The sequence below is a fragment of the Lentilactobacillus parabuchneri DSM 5707 = NBRC 107865 genome (genome assembly GCF_001435315.1).
In the GTDB taxonomy this organism is placed as follows: Bacteria; Bacillota; Bacilli; order Lactobacillales; family Lactobacillaceae; genus Lentilactobacillus; species Lentilactobacillus parabuchneri.
Genome location: NZ_AZGK01000007.1, coordinates 20,740 through 37,811, shown reverse-complemented (window position 1 = coordinate 37,811; position 17,072 = coordinate 20,740). Strand labels below are relative to the sequence as shown.

Annotated in this window: 16 protein-coding genes; 15 read left to right on the top strand and 1 reads right to left on the bottom strand. The window is 42.3% G+C overall.

The features are described 5' to 3' along the window. Positions 1–44 precede the first annotated feature (44 nt). The 10 genes from typA to holA all read left to right on the top strand — a co-directional run bounded on the left by typA (position 45) and on the right by holA (position 10,290). The gene (gene typA, locus FC51_RS07710) at positions 45–1,892 is read left to right on the top strand and encodes a translational GTPase TypA (protein ID WP_057909545.1); all 1,848 of its coding nucleotides are present in this window, start codon (positions 45–47) and stop codon (positions 1,890–1,892) included. Between the two features lie 164 nt (positions 1,893–2,056). Continuing rightward, positions 2,057–3,238: an FtsW/RodA/SpoVE family cell cycle protein gene (locus FC51_RS07705; protein WP_057909546.1), complete on the top strand. Its 1,182-nt coding sequence runs from the start codon at positions 2,057–2,059 to the stop codon at positions 3,236–3,238. Positions 3,239–3,254: 16 nt separating this feature from the next. Beyond that, the gene (locus FC51_RS07700) at positions 3,255–3,539 is read left to right on the top strand and encodes a YlbG family protein (RefSeq protein WP_057909547.1); all 285 of its coding nucleotides are present in this window, start codon (positions 3,255–3,257) and stop codon (positions 3,537–3,539) included. A gap of 14 nt (positions 3,540–3,553) precedes the next feature. Further along, on the top strand, positions 3,554–4,120 hold the full coding sequence (gene rsmD / locus FC51_RS07695) for a 16S rRNA (guanine(966)-N(2))-methyltransferase RsmD (RefSeq protein WP_057909548.1): 567 nt from the start codon (positions 3,554–3,556) through the stop codon (positions 4,118–4,120). Further along, positions 4,117–4,596, top strand: a complete 480-nt coding sequence (gene coaD / locus FC51_RS07690) for a pantetheine-phosphate adenylyltransferase (protein ID WP_057909549.1) — start codon at positions 4,117–4,119, stop codon at positions 4,594–4,596. Before rsmD ends, coaD begins: the two co-directional genes overlap by 4 nt. Before the next feature lie 27 nt (positions 4,597–4,623). Beyond that, positions 4,624–5,667 carry a SepM family pheromone-processing serine protease gene (locus FC51_RS07685; protein ID WP_057909550.1) on the top strand — a complete coding sequence of 348 codons (1,044 nt, stop codon included), beginning with the start codon at positions 4,624–4,626 and terminating at the stop codon, positions 5,665–5,667. 65 nt (positions 5,668–5,732) lie between these two features. Then, positions 5,733–6,467 (top strand): ComEA family DNA-binding protein, encoded by a 735-nt coding sequence (locus tag FC51_RS07680; protein ID WP_057909551.1) that lies wholly within the window; start codon positions 5,733–5,735, stop codon positions 6,465–6,467. A 51-nt stretch (positions 6,468–6,518) separates the two neighbouring features. Beyond that, a complete protein-coding gene (locus FC51_RS07675; RefSeq protein ID WP_057909552.1) occupies positions 6,519–6,995 on the top strand; it encodes a ComE operon protein 2 in 477 nt (158 codons plus the stop codon). A 32-nt stretch (positions 6,996–7,027) separates the two neighbouring features. Beyond that, entirely contained in the window at positions 7,028–9,268 is a 2,241-nt protein-coding gene (locus FC51_RS07670; RefSeq protein WP_305775227.1) for a DNA internalization-related competence protein ComEC/Rec2, read from the top strand. Then, positions 9,265–10,290 carry a DNA polymerase III subunit delta gene (holA, locus tag FC51_RS07665; RefSeq protein ID WP_057909553.1) on the top strand — a complete coding sequence of 342 codons (1,026 nt, stop codon included), beginning with the start codon at positions 9,265–9,267 and terminating at the stop codon, positions 10,288–10,290. The genes FC51_RS07670 and holA overlap by 4 nt, the downstream gene beginning before the upstream one ends. Before the next feature lie 153 nt (positions 10,291–10,443). Here the strand turns inward: holA and rpsT are convergent, their stop codons facing one another. Continuing rightward, positions 10,444–10,698: a 30S ribosomal protein S20 gene (gene rpsT / locus FC51_RS07660; RefSeq protein WP_013727573.1), complete on the bottom strand. Its 255-nt coding sequence runs from the start codon at positions 10,696–10,698 to the stop codon at positions 10,444–10,446. A gap of 245 nt (positions 10,699–10,943) precedes the next feature. Between rpsT and rpsO the strand changes: the two genes are divergently transcribed. From rpsO to tig, 5 genes are all read left to right on the top strand, one after another. Further along, complete coding sequence (gene rpsO / locus FC51_RS07655) at positions 10,944–11,213, top strand: 30S ribosomal protein S15 (RefSeq protein ID WP_057909554.1); 270 nt, start codon at positions 10,944–10,946, stop codon at positions 11,211–11,213. A gap of 161 nt (positions 11,214–11,374) precedes the next feature. After that, positions 11,375–13,090 (top strand): ribonuclease J, encoded by a 1,716-nt coding sequence (locus FC51_RS07650; protein ID WP_057909555.1) that lies wholly within the window; start codon positions 11,375–11,377, stop codon positions 13,088–13,090. Between the two features lie 151 nt (positions 13,091–13,241). Next, entirely contained in the window at positions 13,242–14,171 is a 930-nt protein-coding gene (locus FC51_RS07645) for a hypothetical protein (RefSeq protein WP_057909556.1), read from the top strand. Between the two features lie 181 nt (positions 14,172–14,352). Further along, a complete protein-coding gene (gene tuf, locus FC51_RS07640) occupies positions 14,353–15,540 on the top strand; it encodes an elongation factor Tu (RefSeq protein ID WP_057909557.1) in 1,188 nt (395 codons plus the stop codon). Between the two features lie 169 nt (positions 15,541–15,709). Further along, the gene (gene tig / locus FC51_RS07635) at positions 15,710–17,038 is read left to right on the top strand and encodes a trigger factor (RefSeq protein ID WP_057911256.1); all 1,329 of its coding nucleotides are present in this window, start codon (positions 15,710–15,712) and stop codon (positions 17,036–17,038) included. The last annotated feature ends 34 nt before the right edge of the window (positions 17,039–17,072 follow it).

Sequence of the window (17,072 nt, the reverse complement as noted above, 5' to 3'; positions counted from 1 at the left end):
GTGTGCAGCATTCGGTTTGATTTAAATGAAGGGAAGCAAACGACTTGGATACTAAATTAAAAACACGCGACGACATTCGTAACATCGCCATTATTGCCCACGTTGACCACGGTAAGACAACCCTGGTTAACGAAATGTTAAAGCAGTCAGATACGCTTGATCAACATGTACAGATTGAGGATCGGGCACTTGACTCTAATGCTATTGAAAGAGAACGAGGAATCACCATTCTCTCGAAGAACACTGCCGTTCGTTACGGCGACAAACAAATCAACATCTTGGATACCCCAGGACATGCTGACTTTGGTGGTGAAGTTGAACGAATTATGCGAATGGTTGACGGGTGTTTACTTGTCGTTGATGCCTTCGAAGGAACCATGCCACAAACCCGTTTTGTTTTGAAAAAAGCGCTTGAACAACACTTAACACCAATCGTTGTGATTAACAAGGTTGACCGTGAAGGTGCCCGCCCTCAAGAAGTTGTTGACGAAGTTCTTGACTTATTTATCGAACTTGGTGCCGATGAAGAACAGCTTGATTTCCCAGTTGTTTATGCATCTGCAATGAACGGAACATCAAGTTATGATCCTGATGTCAGCAAGCAAGAGCACACAATGAAGCCAATCTTTGATACCATTATCAAAGATATTCCAGCTCCAATCGACAACTCAGACGAACCATTACAATTCCAAGTTGCAATGCTTGATTATAATGATTTCGTTGGTCGAATTGGTGTCGGCCGGATCTTCCGTGGAACCATCAAAGTTGGTGACAGCGTTACTGTTATGAAGCTTGACGGTTCAAAGCAGAACTTCCGAGTAACCAAATTAATGGGATTCTTCGGTTTGAAGAAGGAAGATATTGATTCCGCCAAGGCTGGTGATTTGATCGCCGTTTCAGGTATGGAAGATATCAACGTTGGTGAAACCGTTGTTGATCCTAAGGACCCGGAACCACTTCCAATTCTTAGAATTGATGCCCCAACCCTACAAATGACATTTGCAACCAACACGTCACCATTTGCTGGCCAAGATGGTAAATTTGTAACTGCCCGTCAACTAGAAGATCGTTTGAAGCATGAACTTCATACCGATGTTTCACTTCGAGTTGAAGATACGGACCAACCCGGTGCATGGGTTGTTTCCGGACGTGGAGAATTACATTTATCAATTCTGGTTGAAACTTTGCGTCGTGAAGGTTACGAATTACAAGCTTCACGTCCAGAAGTTATCTACAGAGAAATTGATGGCACGATGTGCGAACCATTTGAATCAGTTCAAATCGATACGCCAGATGAATATACCGGTTCAGTTATTGATACCCTTTCACAACGTAAAGGGACCATGCAGAACATGGAAACGACCGATAATGGTCAGACACGTCTGACATTCTTGGCGCCATCACGTGGATTGATCGGTTATTCAACTGAATTCCTGTCATTGACTCGTGGATACGGTATCTTGAACCATACTTTCGAAAAGTACTTGCCAGTTATCAAGGGCTGGAATCCTGGTCGTACCAAGGGAACCCTTGTTTCAATGAACGCCGGTAAAGCCACTACCTATGCAATGATGGGTATTGAAAGCCGTGGGACATTACTGATCGATCCAGGTACTGAAGTGTACGAAGGAATGATCGTTGGTGAAAATAACCGTGAGAATGATATTACGGTTAACATCACGAAGGGTAAGAACTTGACTAACGTCCGGGCCGCCGGTTCTGATGACATGGCACGGATTAAGACACCAACTCATCTTTCACTTGAAGAATCACTTGAATTCTTGAATGAAGATGAATTGTGTGAAGTAACCCCTCACAACGTACGGTTGAGAAAGAAGATTCTTAACTCAAACACTCGTGAGAAGGAAGCAAAAAAGAAGCGTCATAACTAAAAATAATTGATTTAATCATTTAGAGGCTGGGCCAAAAGCGTAAGTTTTTGACTCAGCCTCTTTTTGTTTTCTTAAGAATTTTTCCAACTCATATTGCCTTTTTCAATTATGATATAATGTAGTTCGATGTACCTACATAATTATTGAAAAGTGGAGTTGGACCAATGGGGAAAGAACGTTTAAAAAATCTGGACTATGTTATCTTTGTGCCGTATCTAATCATGTCTGTCATTGGCATCGTCATGGTGTATTCTGCCAGTGCAAACATTGGCCTTCAAAACGGTGGTAGTCCACTTAGTTATTTAATTAAGCAGCTGATTTTTGTGATTCTAAGTGTCATCATTGTGTTGGTTATGGCTGCCATGAACATGAAGTATTTACGGAAGCCCAAATTTTTAAAATCATTATTGGCCCTCTTTATTGTCGTGTTGATCGGTCTATTGGTAGTTGGCAAGACCATTAACGGGGCAGCCGGGTGGATTCACCTGGGCCCAGTTAACATTCAGCCAGCCGAATTTGTGAAGTTCTTTTTGATTATTTGGTTAGCTGACGCGATCGACAAGGGGCAACCGGAAATCACCTTATCAGTCCGCAACTGGTGGGAACAGATGAAATGGCCACTGTTTTTTACAGCTGTCCTGATTGCCTTGATCCTCAAACAACCCGATTCCGGTGGGGCTGCGATTAATCTGGCAATTGCATTCATCCTGTTTAATTGCAGCGGCTTTTCTTGGAGGCGAGCACTCTCGATCATTTATGGTTGTCTTGCTGCAGCTGTTTTGGCATTTGAATTTATCCTGGTTCCGATGGCAAAATCCGATAGCTTTTCCGGGTCCTATCAACTGCAACGGATCGTTGCATTTACAAATCCTTTCGGTCACGCCCAGGGAACCGGACAGCAAGTTGTGAACTCCTATTATGCAATTAGCAATGGCGGTTTGTTTGGAGTGGGGCTTGGCAATAGTGTTCAAAAAACAGGTTACCTCCCCGAACCCAACACTGATTTCATCATGTCAATTCTGACTGAAGAGTTGGGCGCAATTGTGGCATTTTTGGTCTTGGCATTATTAACGGTGATCATTTTGAGAACCGTTCAAATTGGGGTTCGCAGTAACAGCCCATACCAAAGCCTGATCTGCTATGGTGTCGCAACTTACATGAGTATTCAAACGTTCTTTAATATGGGTGGTGTCCTGGGAGTTCTGCCAATCACTGGGGTGACCTTCCCATTCATCAGCTACGGTGGGTCAAGTATTTTAACACTTTCATTTTGCTTGGGGGTTGTGCTAAACATCAGCAGTCGCCAGCGAATTGCCAAAAAAGCACTGAAAGTTGTCAGACAATAACAAAGGAGATGTGCGTATGGCATTAGACATTCAACCAACAACCGGGTTAATCGTTTATTTGCACTCGATTAGGCATTCTAGAAACCTTAAGTCTTACGGTAGACTATACTATGTATCAAAGCGGATGCGCTATGCCTTGCTTTATGTCAACGAGGCTGATCGCGAGGAGATTATGAACAAGTTGTCCGCTCAAAATTATGTCAAACAAGTCGTGCCATCGCATTTAAATGAACTTGTCCAAGAGGTTGAAGGTAAGAAGGACCTTGATGACGATGATGACACGGCTGATGAAGATTATTAAAGTTGAGGTAGCACATGAGAATTGTATCAGGAAAATATGGTGGAATCCGCTTGAATCCGGTTAAAAGTGATAAAACGCGGCCAACAACCGATAAAGTAAAGGAATCTTTGTTCAGCATGACGGGGCCGTACTATCACGGCGGCGTCTTTTTGGATTTGTTTGCCGGTTCGGGTGCCGTGGGAATTGAGGCGGTTTCTCGAGGAATGGACAAAGCCGTACTGGTGGATCGTCAATATCAGGCGATCAAAACCATTAAGGAAAACATTGAAAAAATCCACGCACAAGACCAATTTGATGTGATTAAAGGCAGTGCAGAAGCCGTGTTAAAGGATTTCTCTGCCCAAAATGAAAAGTTCGATATGGTTTTCTTGGATCCACCTTACAAATTGCAACAAATTGTGGCAACCTTAGCTTCGTTAAGGGACTTGGATCTTCTCAATGAACAGGCGATCGTCGTTTGTGAGACAGATAATCACACCGAACTGCCCGAGACCATGACCGGCTTCAAGGCAATTAAGCAAAAAAATTATGGTTTAACGAATTTGACAATCTATGACTTTCAAATGGGGAATGACGAATGACAAAAGCATTGTATGCCGGAAGTTTTGATCCAATTACATTTGGACACGTTGACGTGATTCAGCGGGCTTCTCGAATTTTTGACCAGGTTTATGTCGCAATCAGCATTAATACCCATAAGCACGCATTATTTACCACGGATGAACGGGCGGCCTTTGCGAAAGCGGCACTTCAGCAATTGGATAACGTCGAAGTGATCACTTCTGAAGAATTAACCGTCAATCTCGCCCGACAACTGGGCGCAACCGTATTGGTTCGCGGCGTCCGCGGCAGTGCGGATTTGGATACCGAAATGTCGATTGCAGGGCTAAACGAAAAGCTTGATGACCGGATTCAGACGGTCTTTTTGCCGACTGCGGCCAATTATCGGGACCTTTCATCGAGCATGATCAAAGAAATCTCCAAGTTCCACGGCGATGTTTCGAAATTCGTCCCAAAATCAGTTGCAGCAGCGCTTGCTGCCAAGTATGCTAAATAAAATAATTGTTGAGAGAGTGGTTAACTGATGAAAAAAAGCACGAAAAAATATCTGATTTGGTTTGCCATTTTCCTTTTCGTGGCTGTTGGCTCGTTATGGCCGTTACCAAGTTATATTGAAGGTCCCGGGGACGCTTCGAATCTGAGCAAAATTGTGAATATCAAGGACCACCCTGACAAGCAAAAAGGCCAATTTATGTTAATGTCGGTCAGTATTGCCCAGGCACGCCCTTTTACCTATCTGTACGCCAAGATGAGCCCATATTACTCAATTGAGCCGGAAGAAGACGTCACTGGCGGCCAAAACATGAAGGCTTATGAGAAGGTTCAAAAGATCTATATGGACGGTTCAATTAACGGTGCCATTTATACGGCATATCATTATGCCCACAAACGGGTCCGAATTAAGTATGCCGGCATCTACGTTATGAGCTTGATGAAACAGTCCAATTTCAAGAACAAGCTGCAAGTCGGTGACGTCGTCGTGGCGTTAAACGGCCACAAGTTCAAGAGCGCCAACGGCTTTATTCAGTACGTTAAGAAACAAAAATACGGCGAGAAATTAACGGTTACGTACAAGCGCAATGGTAAGATCAAAAAGGCCACCGCACCGCTTGGAATGATTTCCAAACACCGGGCCGGAATTGGCATTACCTTAACGGATGATGTGGAAGTTAAGCCGGGGATTCCGATCAAAGTCAATCCGGGACAAGTCGGTGGCCCATCAGGTGGATTGATGTTCTCACTGCAGATTTACAGTCAGTTAACCAATAAAGATTTGCGCCACGGACAGAAGGTTGCCGGGACAGGGACCGTTGACGGCCTTGGTAACGTCGGCGAAATTGGTGGGATTGATAAAAAGGTCATTACTGCTAAAAGACACGGGGCTAAAATCTTCTTGGCACCCTATGTCAAACCAACTAAATCTGTGTTGAAGTATGAAGAAGGCCATAAGACCAACTATCAATTGGCGAAGGAAACCGCCAAAAAATATGCCCCCAATATGAAGGTGATTCCAATTAAGACCTTCGCTCAGGCAGTTTCTGTTTTGGAAAAACAATCAAATAAATAAATTTTGAAGGGATTAGAGATTCTAATCCTTTTTTTCGTATCTAATTCTTAGAAGGGAGGCACAGTATGAATAGGATACGTGAGTTTATTGATGACTATCTTTATCAAATTTTGATTGGCTTAGTTGCCGTAATCGTTATTTTTATGTTTGTAATCGGTGGGATGCTGATGAATCATGGGGGCCAAGCAGACACGGCTGAAGACGCACAAATGGCCGTTTCGAGTTCCTCGACGACGTCAGAGACCACTTCGACGCCGGCATGTACTTCGGAGCAGCCCAAGCAGGTGGCCTCTGGAAGTAATCAACAGATGTACGTTGATGTCAAAGGCGCAGTTAAAAATCCCGGCGTCTACCAAGTGAGCGCCAATATGCGGGTGGTAGACGCCATTGATTTGGCTGGAGGCTACAATCGATCAGCGGACAAGAAAAAGATCAACCTGGCGCAAAAATTAACGGATCAACAGGTAATCTACGTTCCCATTAGAGGAGAAAAGGGGTCGCCGGTGACCTCGACAACCACTCCTGCAGCCACACCAGCCGATGCTGCCGACTCAACCACCGATGCGGGTGCGACGGAAATGGCATCGTCCGCAACAGCAGATTCTGGCCAACAGATTAATTTAAACACCGCTGATAAGACCAAGCTGCAGGAACTTTCAGGTATTGGTGACAAAAAGGCAGACCAAATTATTGCATACCGTCAAGCTCATGGACAGTTTAAAAATATTGAAGAACTCAAAGAAGTCCCAGGATTTGGTGAGAAAACCTTTGCGAATCTTAAATCTTCAATTTGTGTGTAGCTCAAAACGACAAATTGAGATATGATTTAATTCATAGAAGGTGGAATGAAAATGGATAAACGAATAAAATGGGACCAATATTTTATGATGCAGGCTGTGTTATTGGCCTCCAGAAGCACATGTGAGCGTTTATCAGTTGGTGCAGTGATTGTCCGCGATAAACGAATCATTGCCGGAGGCTATAACGGTTCAGTAGCAGGTGACGACCATTGTATTGATGTTGGCTGTTATTTGGAAGATGGCCATTGCGTCCGAACGATTCACGCCGAGATGAATGCAATTCTTCAATGTGCCAAGTTCGGCGAAAGTACGGATAATGCTGAAATTTACGTCACGGATTTTCCGTGCCTTCAGTGTACGAAAATGTTGCTGCAGGCTGGAATTACCAAAATTAATTACCTCAGAAATTATCATAATAACGACTATGCACAAAAGCTGATTCAACTGAAGAATATTGAACTCCACAAAATTAAGTTGACTCAATCTGACATGGACAGAGTGCCATTTCAATCCTATTTGTCTGACTAATTATTTTAAAAAACTGGTTGATTTTCCCGGCGATGGTGATGTTGGGACTCGGCGTGGTGTTTTATGGCAATCGTCTGATTGGCATTGTGCTGCTTGCTGTCTTGTTTATTAGAATCATCTTGGTCAAAAACCCGACCATCCTTGTGGGTTCATTAGTAGCTGGGACCCTCTTTGCCGGCGTTTGTTTGATCACTCATTTACAACTGGATAGGCATCAACACCAGTTTCAACCCGAGACACCGGTGACATGGACAGTTAAGCTGTATCCGGATACGCTTAAGGTCAATGGGGCCAGTTTAAGCTTTATTGGTCGACCAGACGGACAACAGCAGAAATACGTGTTTTATTGTCGGTTAAAGTCCAAAGGTCAACAGGAACTTTTGCAACACAGTATTAAGCCGATTAACGCAAAAATGAGTGGGAAACTGGATCATTTTTTGCCTACGACTAACGTTAACCAATTTGATATGAATCGTTATTACCATCATCAAAAGATTCAAAAGGCCTTTATCGCAGAGAATTTGACGATAATGGGGCCACCCGTCCACTTGTCTTTAATTGATCGGATTCATATGCTTCGCAGCCGGTTTAATCAGTATTGTGACCACTTGCCCAAGACGCTGTCTCTTTACGCAACGGGGTTGATCAGTGGTTATCGGCCAACTCATTTTTTCGATGAGATGGCTGGCGTTAAACAGTTGGGACTACTGCATGTCTTTAGCATCTCGGGGATGCACGTTGCTTATTTTTTGACAATTGTTGATCAGCTACTGGCAATATTAGAACTTTCCCGGTTTAAAAAGGCCGTTATCTCCATTACGCTTTTGGGTGGGTACTTTATTTTTTCGGGCGGTTCACCGGGCTTACTGCGAGCGGTCATGATGGCGATTATTGCAATTTTAAACCGATTATTTAGGATTAACTTATCCAAGCTCGACATTTGGAGCTTGTCATTGATGCTGAACCTAATGATTTTACCGGAAGCTATGTTTTTGATGGGTGTTCAATTAAGCTATTTATTGGCGTTGGGATTGATTGTATCCGAAAAGCTAACGTATTTTAAACAGACGATTTTATTGAATTTGTTGACAGTTCCAATCTTGTTATTTCATATTTATGAATGGCATTTTTTAAGCGTTGCGGTCAATTTGATTGTTTTACCACTATTCGGCAAAGTAATATTTCCTTTGGTCATACTTGGCGTTATTGTTGGGATGTTTAGTCTCTGGCTGGTCACACCAGTGGAATGGTTGCTGCACCTATTTAACGACAGCTTGAATTGGATTAGTGGGCTACCCGGACTGATCGTCTTCGGGAAACCGGCTTTTTGGATCGTATTAATGATGCTCATCTTAACATTTCTATTAGTCATTGTGAGCCGGCGAGCGGTTAAATATGTGGCGCTTGGGCTTGCATGTCTGTATGTCGGGACGTTTATGGTGATTCACTTTCCGTTACATGGAGAAGTGACGATGTTTGACATTGGTCAGGGTGACAGCTTCTTAATTCGTGAACCGTTTAATCAAAACATCACGATAATTGATACTGGCGGAAAGGTTCATTTCAATTCGCAGCCCTGGCAGAAGGAAAGTCGGGATTATCAGGCAAAGCGGTTATCGATCAACTATCTGAAAAGTATTGGGGTCTCACGGATTGACAACATGTGTGTCAGTCATCAAGACGCGGACCACTGCGGGGATTTACCCGCATTCATTGAAGAAATGAACGTTCGGCGGATTTTGATTCCTTTAGGAATGGATAAGAATCCCGGCTTCATGAATCGAATTTCAAATCGCAAGCAATCAACCAAGTTAATTTGTGTCAATGATGAAATGCGTGTTCCGGGCTTGCCGGCGACCATTTATCATCCTTATTTGCCAGGTAAGGGTGAAAATCACGATTCAATGGTTTTAGCAACGCGTAAAGGTGGCCTTAATTGGGTGTTTACCGGTGATCTGGACCGCCCTGGAGAATTGGATACACTGGCCAGACATCCCAATTTAACTGCCGATGTACTCAAGGTTGGACACCATGGCAGTAAGACGTCGTCCGATCCAAAATTTATCAGTCAGCTGCATCCTAAAATTGCTTTGATTTCTGCTGGACGAAACAATCGTTATCATCATCCAAATGAAGAAACCGTGACGTTATTGAAACAGCACAACATTAAGATGTTTAATACTCAAAATCAGGGTATGGTAAGATATGTATATCGACATAATGTGGGTCATTTTGAGACCGTTTTGAGTGGTGACGAAGGGAATGGATCATGAATTATTCTCAATTAATCAAACAACTGAATAAAGGGACGGCTGATCCGGTTTATTTAATCCTGGGGGATCAGGAATATCTTTCCCAACAAATTAAAGAAGCATTTATTAGACTGATTCCTGATAGCGAACGGTCAATGAATATTGGTAATTATGACATGGAAGACACCACTATCTCAACTGCGGTAGAGGACGCGATTTCTGTACCGTTTTTTGGTGAACGACGGTTGGTCATAGTCAATCGACCATTCTTTTTAACGGGGATGAGGGTTAAGTCCAAGCTCGAACAAAATACCGATGATTTTTTGGACTATCTTCAACACCCGGAAGAATCGACAGTCATGGTCATTTTTGCACCGTATGATAAGCTTGATTCCCGCAAAAAGGTCACCAAGGCACTCAAAAAAGTCGCTACAACCATTGAAATTGGAAATTTACGTGAAAGTGAAATCAAAAAATTAGTGACTGATAAAATTTCCGATCAGGGGTTTTCCATTAATTCAGATGCTCTGGATCGAATGGTCGAATTGACTGGTGGTAAGCTAACCTCGATGATGAGCGATTTACCCAAGCTGATTTTATATAATAATGAAACAAAGATTATTGATGTTGAATCGGTTAATGGGTTGGTTAGCCGGTCGATGGAACAAAATGTATTTGATTTGGTGAACAGCGTCTTGCGGAAGGATCCCAAGCAGTCGATGGATATTTACCATCAACTGTTGCTGGAAAACGATGAGCCAATCCGGATTAATGCCGTTTTAATCCAGCAGTTCCGTTTACTGCTTCAGGTCATGATTCTCCAAAAGCATGGGTACGCGCAGGGTAACTTGGCTTCAACTTTAAAAGTTCACCCTTATCGTATCAAGTTGGCAATACAAACTGTTAAGCACTTTAGCTACAATCAACTCAGAGATGCCTACATTGGCTTAGTGGACACTGAGCGACAAATGAAATCGACGAGTCGGCCACCGGAGTTGCTATTCGAATTGTTTGTTCTTAAGTTTATGAAGCAGGTTAGTTGAAAAGACGTTTTGAACGCAGAATTTGTCGCACACTTCAGGCTAATAATATGGAAACGCCAAAAAGAGGCTGAGTCAAAAGTTCAACACTTTTGGTTCAGCCCCATTTTTTGTGTACAAAAAAAGTTGTTAGGAAACTAACAACTCAGAAAGGTTTTATTTGGCTAACTTTGAAGTTAAACGTGACTTGTCACGAGCAGCCTTATTAGCTTTGATTAAGCCCTTTGATTTTGCGCGATCAATTGCGCTGATTGCGTTAATGTATAAGTCTTTAACATCGTCAGAACCAGCAACTTGTGCCTTTTGGAACTTCTTAACAGCAGTTCTGTATGCACTGAGTTGAGCAGCATTACGACGTTGTGCTTTTTCGTTAGTTTTAACACGTTCGATAGCAGATTTGATAATTGGCATTTGATTCACCTCCGAGTATTATTCTAAGTAAAAATTATTAAATTTCAACAAGCATCATTATACAAAAACCAGGGGCTGATTGCAACCCATAGTCGCCATGAATGTCAGTGATTGACTTGTATTCTTCACAAAAATCCGCTATACTAATTTTTGTGTGTTGTACAAGACCTTCGACTTAGTCTGTCGGGTACCACTTCCGCTGACTCAGTTGATGGCGTCAAAAAAATTAAAGGTGGTTATATATTATGGCAATTACACAAACAAAGAAAAATGAAATTATCAGCAAGTTCGCCCGTCATGAAGGCGACACGGGTTCAGCAGAGGTTCAAATCGCAGTTTTGACTGCAGATATCAACGAACTGAACGAACATATGCGGACACACCGTAAGGACTATCATTCACAACGTGGACTTATGAAGAAGATTGGTCATCGTCGTAACTTATTAGCATACTTGCGTAACAAGGATGTTACCCGTTATCGTCAATTGATCAAAGACCTTGGTCTTCGTCGTTAATATTGAATTTTTTGGAACGGATAATTTCCGTTCCTTTTTTTATACATAGCTTAAGAATCAGCAATATTCATTGAAAAATTCGGTTTCCATACAAAATATGTTAAACTAAAAGAAGCTGAAAACGAACGTAAAAAAGCATAATTAAATTTTTGAGGTGAAACATGAAAAACGAAATCAAAATAATGGCGATTGGTGGCGCCCGCGAAAACGGCAAGAACATGTACGCGGTCGACATTAATGGTGGTATCTATATTTTAGACTGTGGGCTAAAATACCCTGAAAATGAACTTCTGGGAATTGACGTTGTTATCCCTGACTTTAGCTATTTGGAAGAAAATAAGGACCGAATTGTCGGTGTATTTTTGACGCACGGTCACGCAGATTCGATTGGTGCGATTTCATACTTCCTGAATAAGTTCGATGTGCCGGTTTTTGGGTCCGAAATGACCATTGAGCTGGCTAAATTGGATGTCGCAGATTCAGACCAAATTAAGAACTTTGACGATTTTCACGTTGTCAGTGATCGAAGCGAAATTGACTTTGAGGATTGCAAGGTGACCTTTTTCAAGACCACTCATTCAATCCCCGGATCACTGGGTGTGGCGTTGCACACGTCAGAGGGCGCCATTGTTTACACTGGCGACTTTAAGTTTGACCAGACCGCTGCCCCGCTGTACCAGACTAACTATTCGGCACTGACACAACTTGGCGATGAGGGTGTCTTGGCCTTGCTTGACGATTCAAGCAACGCAGAAAATCCTAAGCCAAGTGCTTCTGAAAAGCAAATTTCCGAATACATTTATGATACGTTTAACTATCAAGACAGCCGAATTATTGTGGCCAGCGTTGCTTCCAACATTTTGAGAATGCAACAGGTCTTCAATGCGGCTGCCAAAACAGGCCGACGCGTCTATTTAACCGGCCACGATTTGGAACGGATTGTCAAAACCGCAATGCGCTTGAATACCTTAAAATTACCGGAAGATGACCTTTTAATTGAGTCGCTTGATGAATTGAAAAAGATGGCGCCTGACAAGGTTGTCATTATTCAGACTGGTAAAATGGGTGAGCCAATTAAAGCGATTCAGCGGATGGCTAACAAGGAACAAAGTGATATTAATATTGAACCAAAGGATTTGGTCTTCATCACGACGACGCCATCAACTGCGATGGAAACGACGGTCGCCAAGACCCGAGACATGGTTTATCGCGCAGATGGCGAAGTCAAGATGATTTCAGATGAGATGAATTCATCAGGGGATGCAAGTCAAGCGGATCTGCAATTATTGATGAACTTATTGCATCCGAAATACATTATCCCGGTTCAAGGCGAATATCGGCTTCTTGAAGCGAATGCCCAATTGGCAAAAGAAATTGGTTATACGGATGAACAAATCGTTATTCCCGCCAAGGGTGATATCATTTCAGTTTCCAAAGATGACATTCATTTAGGCAAGGGTGTTGATTTGGCTGATACGATGATTGACGGTATCGGAATTGGGGACATTGGAAACATTGTGCTTCGTGATCGTAAGGTCCTTTCCGAAGATGGTATTTTTGTGGCAGTTGTAACGATTGACCGTAAGAAAAAGCGGATTGTTGCGCAGCCTAAGTTGACGTCTCGAGGATTTGTTTACGTTAAGGCCAACAAGGATCTGATGAAGGATGCTGCTGGAATTATTGAAAAGACGGTTTCTAATAACCTCGAGCATAAAGAATTTGACTGGAGTAATTTGAAACAGGATGTCCGTGAAGACCTCAGCGATTATCTTTACAAGCAAACCAAACGTCACCCGGTTATTCTTCCCGTTATTATGGAAGTTAACCAGCATCATAAGCGTTCAAAGAAAAAGCAAAGGGCAAACGAAAACAATTAGTGACGCAAGAGACCGGGACAAAACCAAATGTTTTGCACCGGCCTTTTTAGGTTGATCATACTTGGCTGAGTGATGCTCTAACTAGCAGTTCCAGCCTAATCAGCCAACCGCTGTTTGTCCGATAGTCTTAAAATTTAAAGGTGGACCAAAAATGTCTGAACTTCAAAAAAATGACCAGGTTATTTTCATGAGTGCCAAAGAGGATCTTGCCGATCAAAGATATCAACAAGTTTTAAATAAGACTGAGCATTTACTTAACAAGTATCCTGATTCAATTGCCGTTAACGACCTGCACGCCGTTGCACTATTTTATTTAAAGCGATACGAAGAGGCTAAAGCGATTATCCTGGCCTTTCAGGAATCGTTTTTTAATCAACCTGATTATTTGAAAGACGCTTTTAAGATCTTTTTGAAGAGTAACTCGTTTATGCTGGCACGTGAAGCGGTGACGGCAGCGAAGACCGATTTGCACGACGCTTGGACACATGAGGTTGAGCAAGCTGAATCAGCCTACCGGACGGACAATTCGGCTAAGTTGCAGCAAGCTTCTCGACATTTTGCGCATATTGGCGCGCTGAGTGTGGCTGAGCAGGTGCAGGCTGTGCAGTCGTCAGTTACGCTGCCTTTAAAGGAATACGTCCGCGCAGCTAGGGCAATCATGTCCGATCCATTTGTTTGGCAGGTGGTCAAGACACAAGTTTTGCTGCAGCTTGTCCGAATTGACTTAAAGTATCGTTTTGACATGGTTTGGCTTGACGGAAAAACCTACACGATTAGAACCGGCGAATTGAAACCATTGGATCAATATGAGTCTTTTGTGGGTGTCTTGCAGGCGATCGAGAAACAATTTGCAACTGATGATCCGATCAAATTAGAGCTGCTTGAAAAAGAACTATTCACTCAAGGCAATTATATTTACCCATTTTTCGATAAAGTCATAACGGATTCTCAATTTTGGGCCAAAGCAATTATTGCCCGTTCGTTTGGCGATATGATCAAGCCAGACAACGATCAGGAGCAGTTGATGCTTTCATGGATTACCAAAATCTATGACGAAGAGATTAAAATTGATCTCATATAGCAAAATTATTTTCGGAAAATAGATGGAATCTGTTTACAAACAATTCTCTTATAGATATAATACTTAAGGATTCTTCGAAAATTGACTACTTTGTCTTTTCCAGAAGATGTAGTATAATAACACTTAGAAATGCATTGATGCGAATTGATGTAATTCTTGAAAACAACAGGAGGTTTCATTAATGGCAAAAGAACATTATGAAAGAACAAAACCCCATGTAAATATTGGTACTATTGGCCATATTGATCATGGGAAAACTACTTTGACTGCTGCTATCACCAAAGTATTGGCTGCAAAGGGTCTCGCTAAGGCTGAAGACTATGCTGATATTGATGCAGCTCCAGAGGAACGTGAACGTGGTATAACTATCAACACTGCTCACGTGGAATACGAAACTGAAAAGCGTCACTATGCCCATATCGATGCCCCAGGACATGCTGATTACATTAAAAACATGATCACTGGTGCCGCTCAAATGGATGGTGCTATTCTGGTTGTTGCCGCAACTGATGGTCCAATGCCACAAACTCGTGAACATATCTTGCTTGCTCACCAAGTTGGTGTTGATTACATCGTTGTATTCTTAAACAAGACTGATTTAGTTGATGATGACGAATTAGTTGACTTGGTTGAGATGGAAGTTCGTGAATTACTTTCTGAATACGATTATCCTGGTGATGATATTCCTGTTCTCCGTGGTTCAGCTCTTAAAGCACTTGAGGGCGACAAGGAACAAGAACAAGTTATCCTTGACTTAATGGATGTTGTTGATGAATACATTCCAACTCCAGAACGTGACGACAGCAAACCATTCTTGATGCCAGTTGAAGATGTCTTCACTATCACTGGTCGTGGTACTGTTGCATCTGGTCGTATTGATCGTGGTACTGTTAAAGTCGGTGACGAAGTTGAAATTGTTGGTTTGAACGATGAACCATTGAAGTCAACTGTTACTGGTTTGGAAATGTTCCGTAAGACTCTTGACGAAGGTCAAGCCGGCGATAACGTTGGTGTTCTTCTTCGTGGTATCGATCGTGATCAAGTTGTCCGTGGACAAGTTCTTGCAGCACCTGGTTCAATCCAAACCCACAAAGAATTCGAAGGTCAAGTTTATATCTTGACTAAAGAAGAAGGTGGCCGTCATACGCCATTCTTCTCAAACTATCGTCCACAATTCTACTTCCATACTACCGATGTTACCGGTGTTATCGAATTGGAAAAGGGCGTAGAAATGGTTATGCCTGGTGATAACGTTACATTCCAAGTTGAATTAACGAAGCCAGTTGCCATTGAAAAGGGTACTAAGTTTACCATCCGTGAAGGTGGTCATACTGTTGGTGCCGGTGTTGTTAGTGACGTTAAGGACTAGTTTCCTTCGTAAATAGCATACCTAAGCTGTGAGGAGCAATCCTCGCAGCTTTTTTCATTTATTGGGTTTCACTTGAAATTAATTTTACATTTTATGATTAATACGTTAAAATAACAATGTTATGCAATTATGAAATTGTAAAAATTCTTTTGGTCTCGGAGGAAAAAAGATGTCTGCAAAATGGGAAAAGAAAGGTACCAATGATGGAAAATTAACATTCGAAATTGGTACAGATTCAATTAAATCAGGATTAGATCGTGCATTCAAAAAGAACAAGAACAGCATTCGGGTACCTGGCTTCCGTAAGGGAAAGGTTCCTCGTCAGATCTTCACTAAGATGTATGGTGAAGAAGCATTGTACGAAGATGCTTTAAACATTCTTCTGCCTGACGCATACGAAAAGGCTGTTGAAGATACCAAGATCGAACCAGTTGACCAACCAAAAATTAACGTTGAGTCAATGGAAAAGGGTAAGCCTTGGGTTGTTTCAGCTGATGTTACCGTTAAGCCTGAAGTTAAGCTTGGCGATTACAAGGGCTTGAGCGTTCCTAAGCAAAACACCCGTGTTTACCAAAAAGACGTTGACGCTGAATTAGAGAAGAAACGTGAAAGCCAAGCCGAATTAGTTCTTAAAGAAGGCAAGGCTGCTGAAAAGGGCGATACAGTTGTTATCGACTTTGAAGGAACTGTTGACGGCAAGCCATTTGATGGTGGTAAGGCCGAAAACCATTCATTGGAATTGGGCTCTAACTCATTTATCCCAGGTTTTGAAGACCAATTAATTGGTCACAAGGCTGATGATGAAGTGGAAGTTAAAGTAACGTTCCCTGAAGATTACCAAGCTAAAGATTTAGCTGGCAAGGACGCAATCTTTAAGACTCAGATTCATGAAGTTAAGACGAAGGAATTACCTAAGTTGGATGATGACTTTGCCAAGGACGTTGACGAAGACGTTGACAGCCTTGATGAATTGAAAGAAAAGATTAAAGATGATCTCAAGGATCAAAAGAAGAACGAAGCTCGTGAAGCAATTGAGGATGCTGCTATCAGTGAAGCAACCGACAATGCTGAAGTTAAGGACATTCCTCAAGCCATGATCGATGAGGACATCCAACGACAAATGGATCAATACTTGGCTGGTATGCAACAACAAGGTATCAACCAGGATATGTACTTCCAGTTGACTGGAACAACACCAGACGACTTAAAGAAGCAATTCGCCGATGGTGCCGAAAAGCGAGTTAAGACTAACTTGGTTCTTGAAGCAATCGTTGCTGCAGAAAAGATTGATCCTTCTGAAGACGACGTCAAGGCTGAAGTTAAAAACCTTGCTAAACAATATGGCATGAAGGAAGACGCTGTCCGCAGTGCGCTTACTGACGACATGTTGAAGCATGATATCGCAATCAAGCAAGCAATTGACTTGATCGTTGATTCAGCTAAGCAGGATGCTAAAGCTAAAGCTTCTGATGAATCAGAAGAATCGTCAGAAAAATAGTCTATTAACCTAATTGAAAGACCCGTTGTCATTG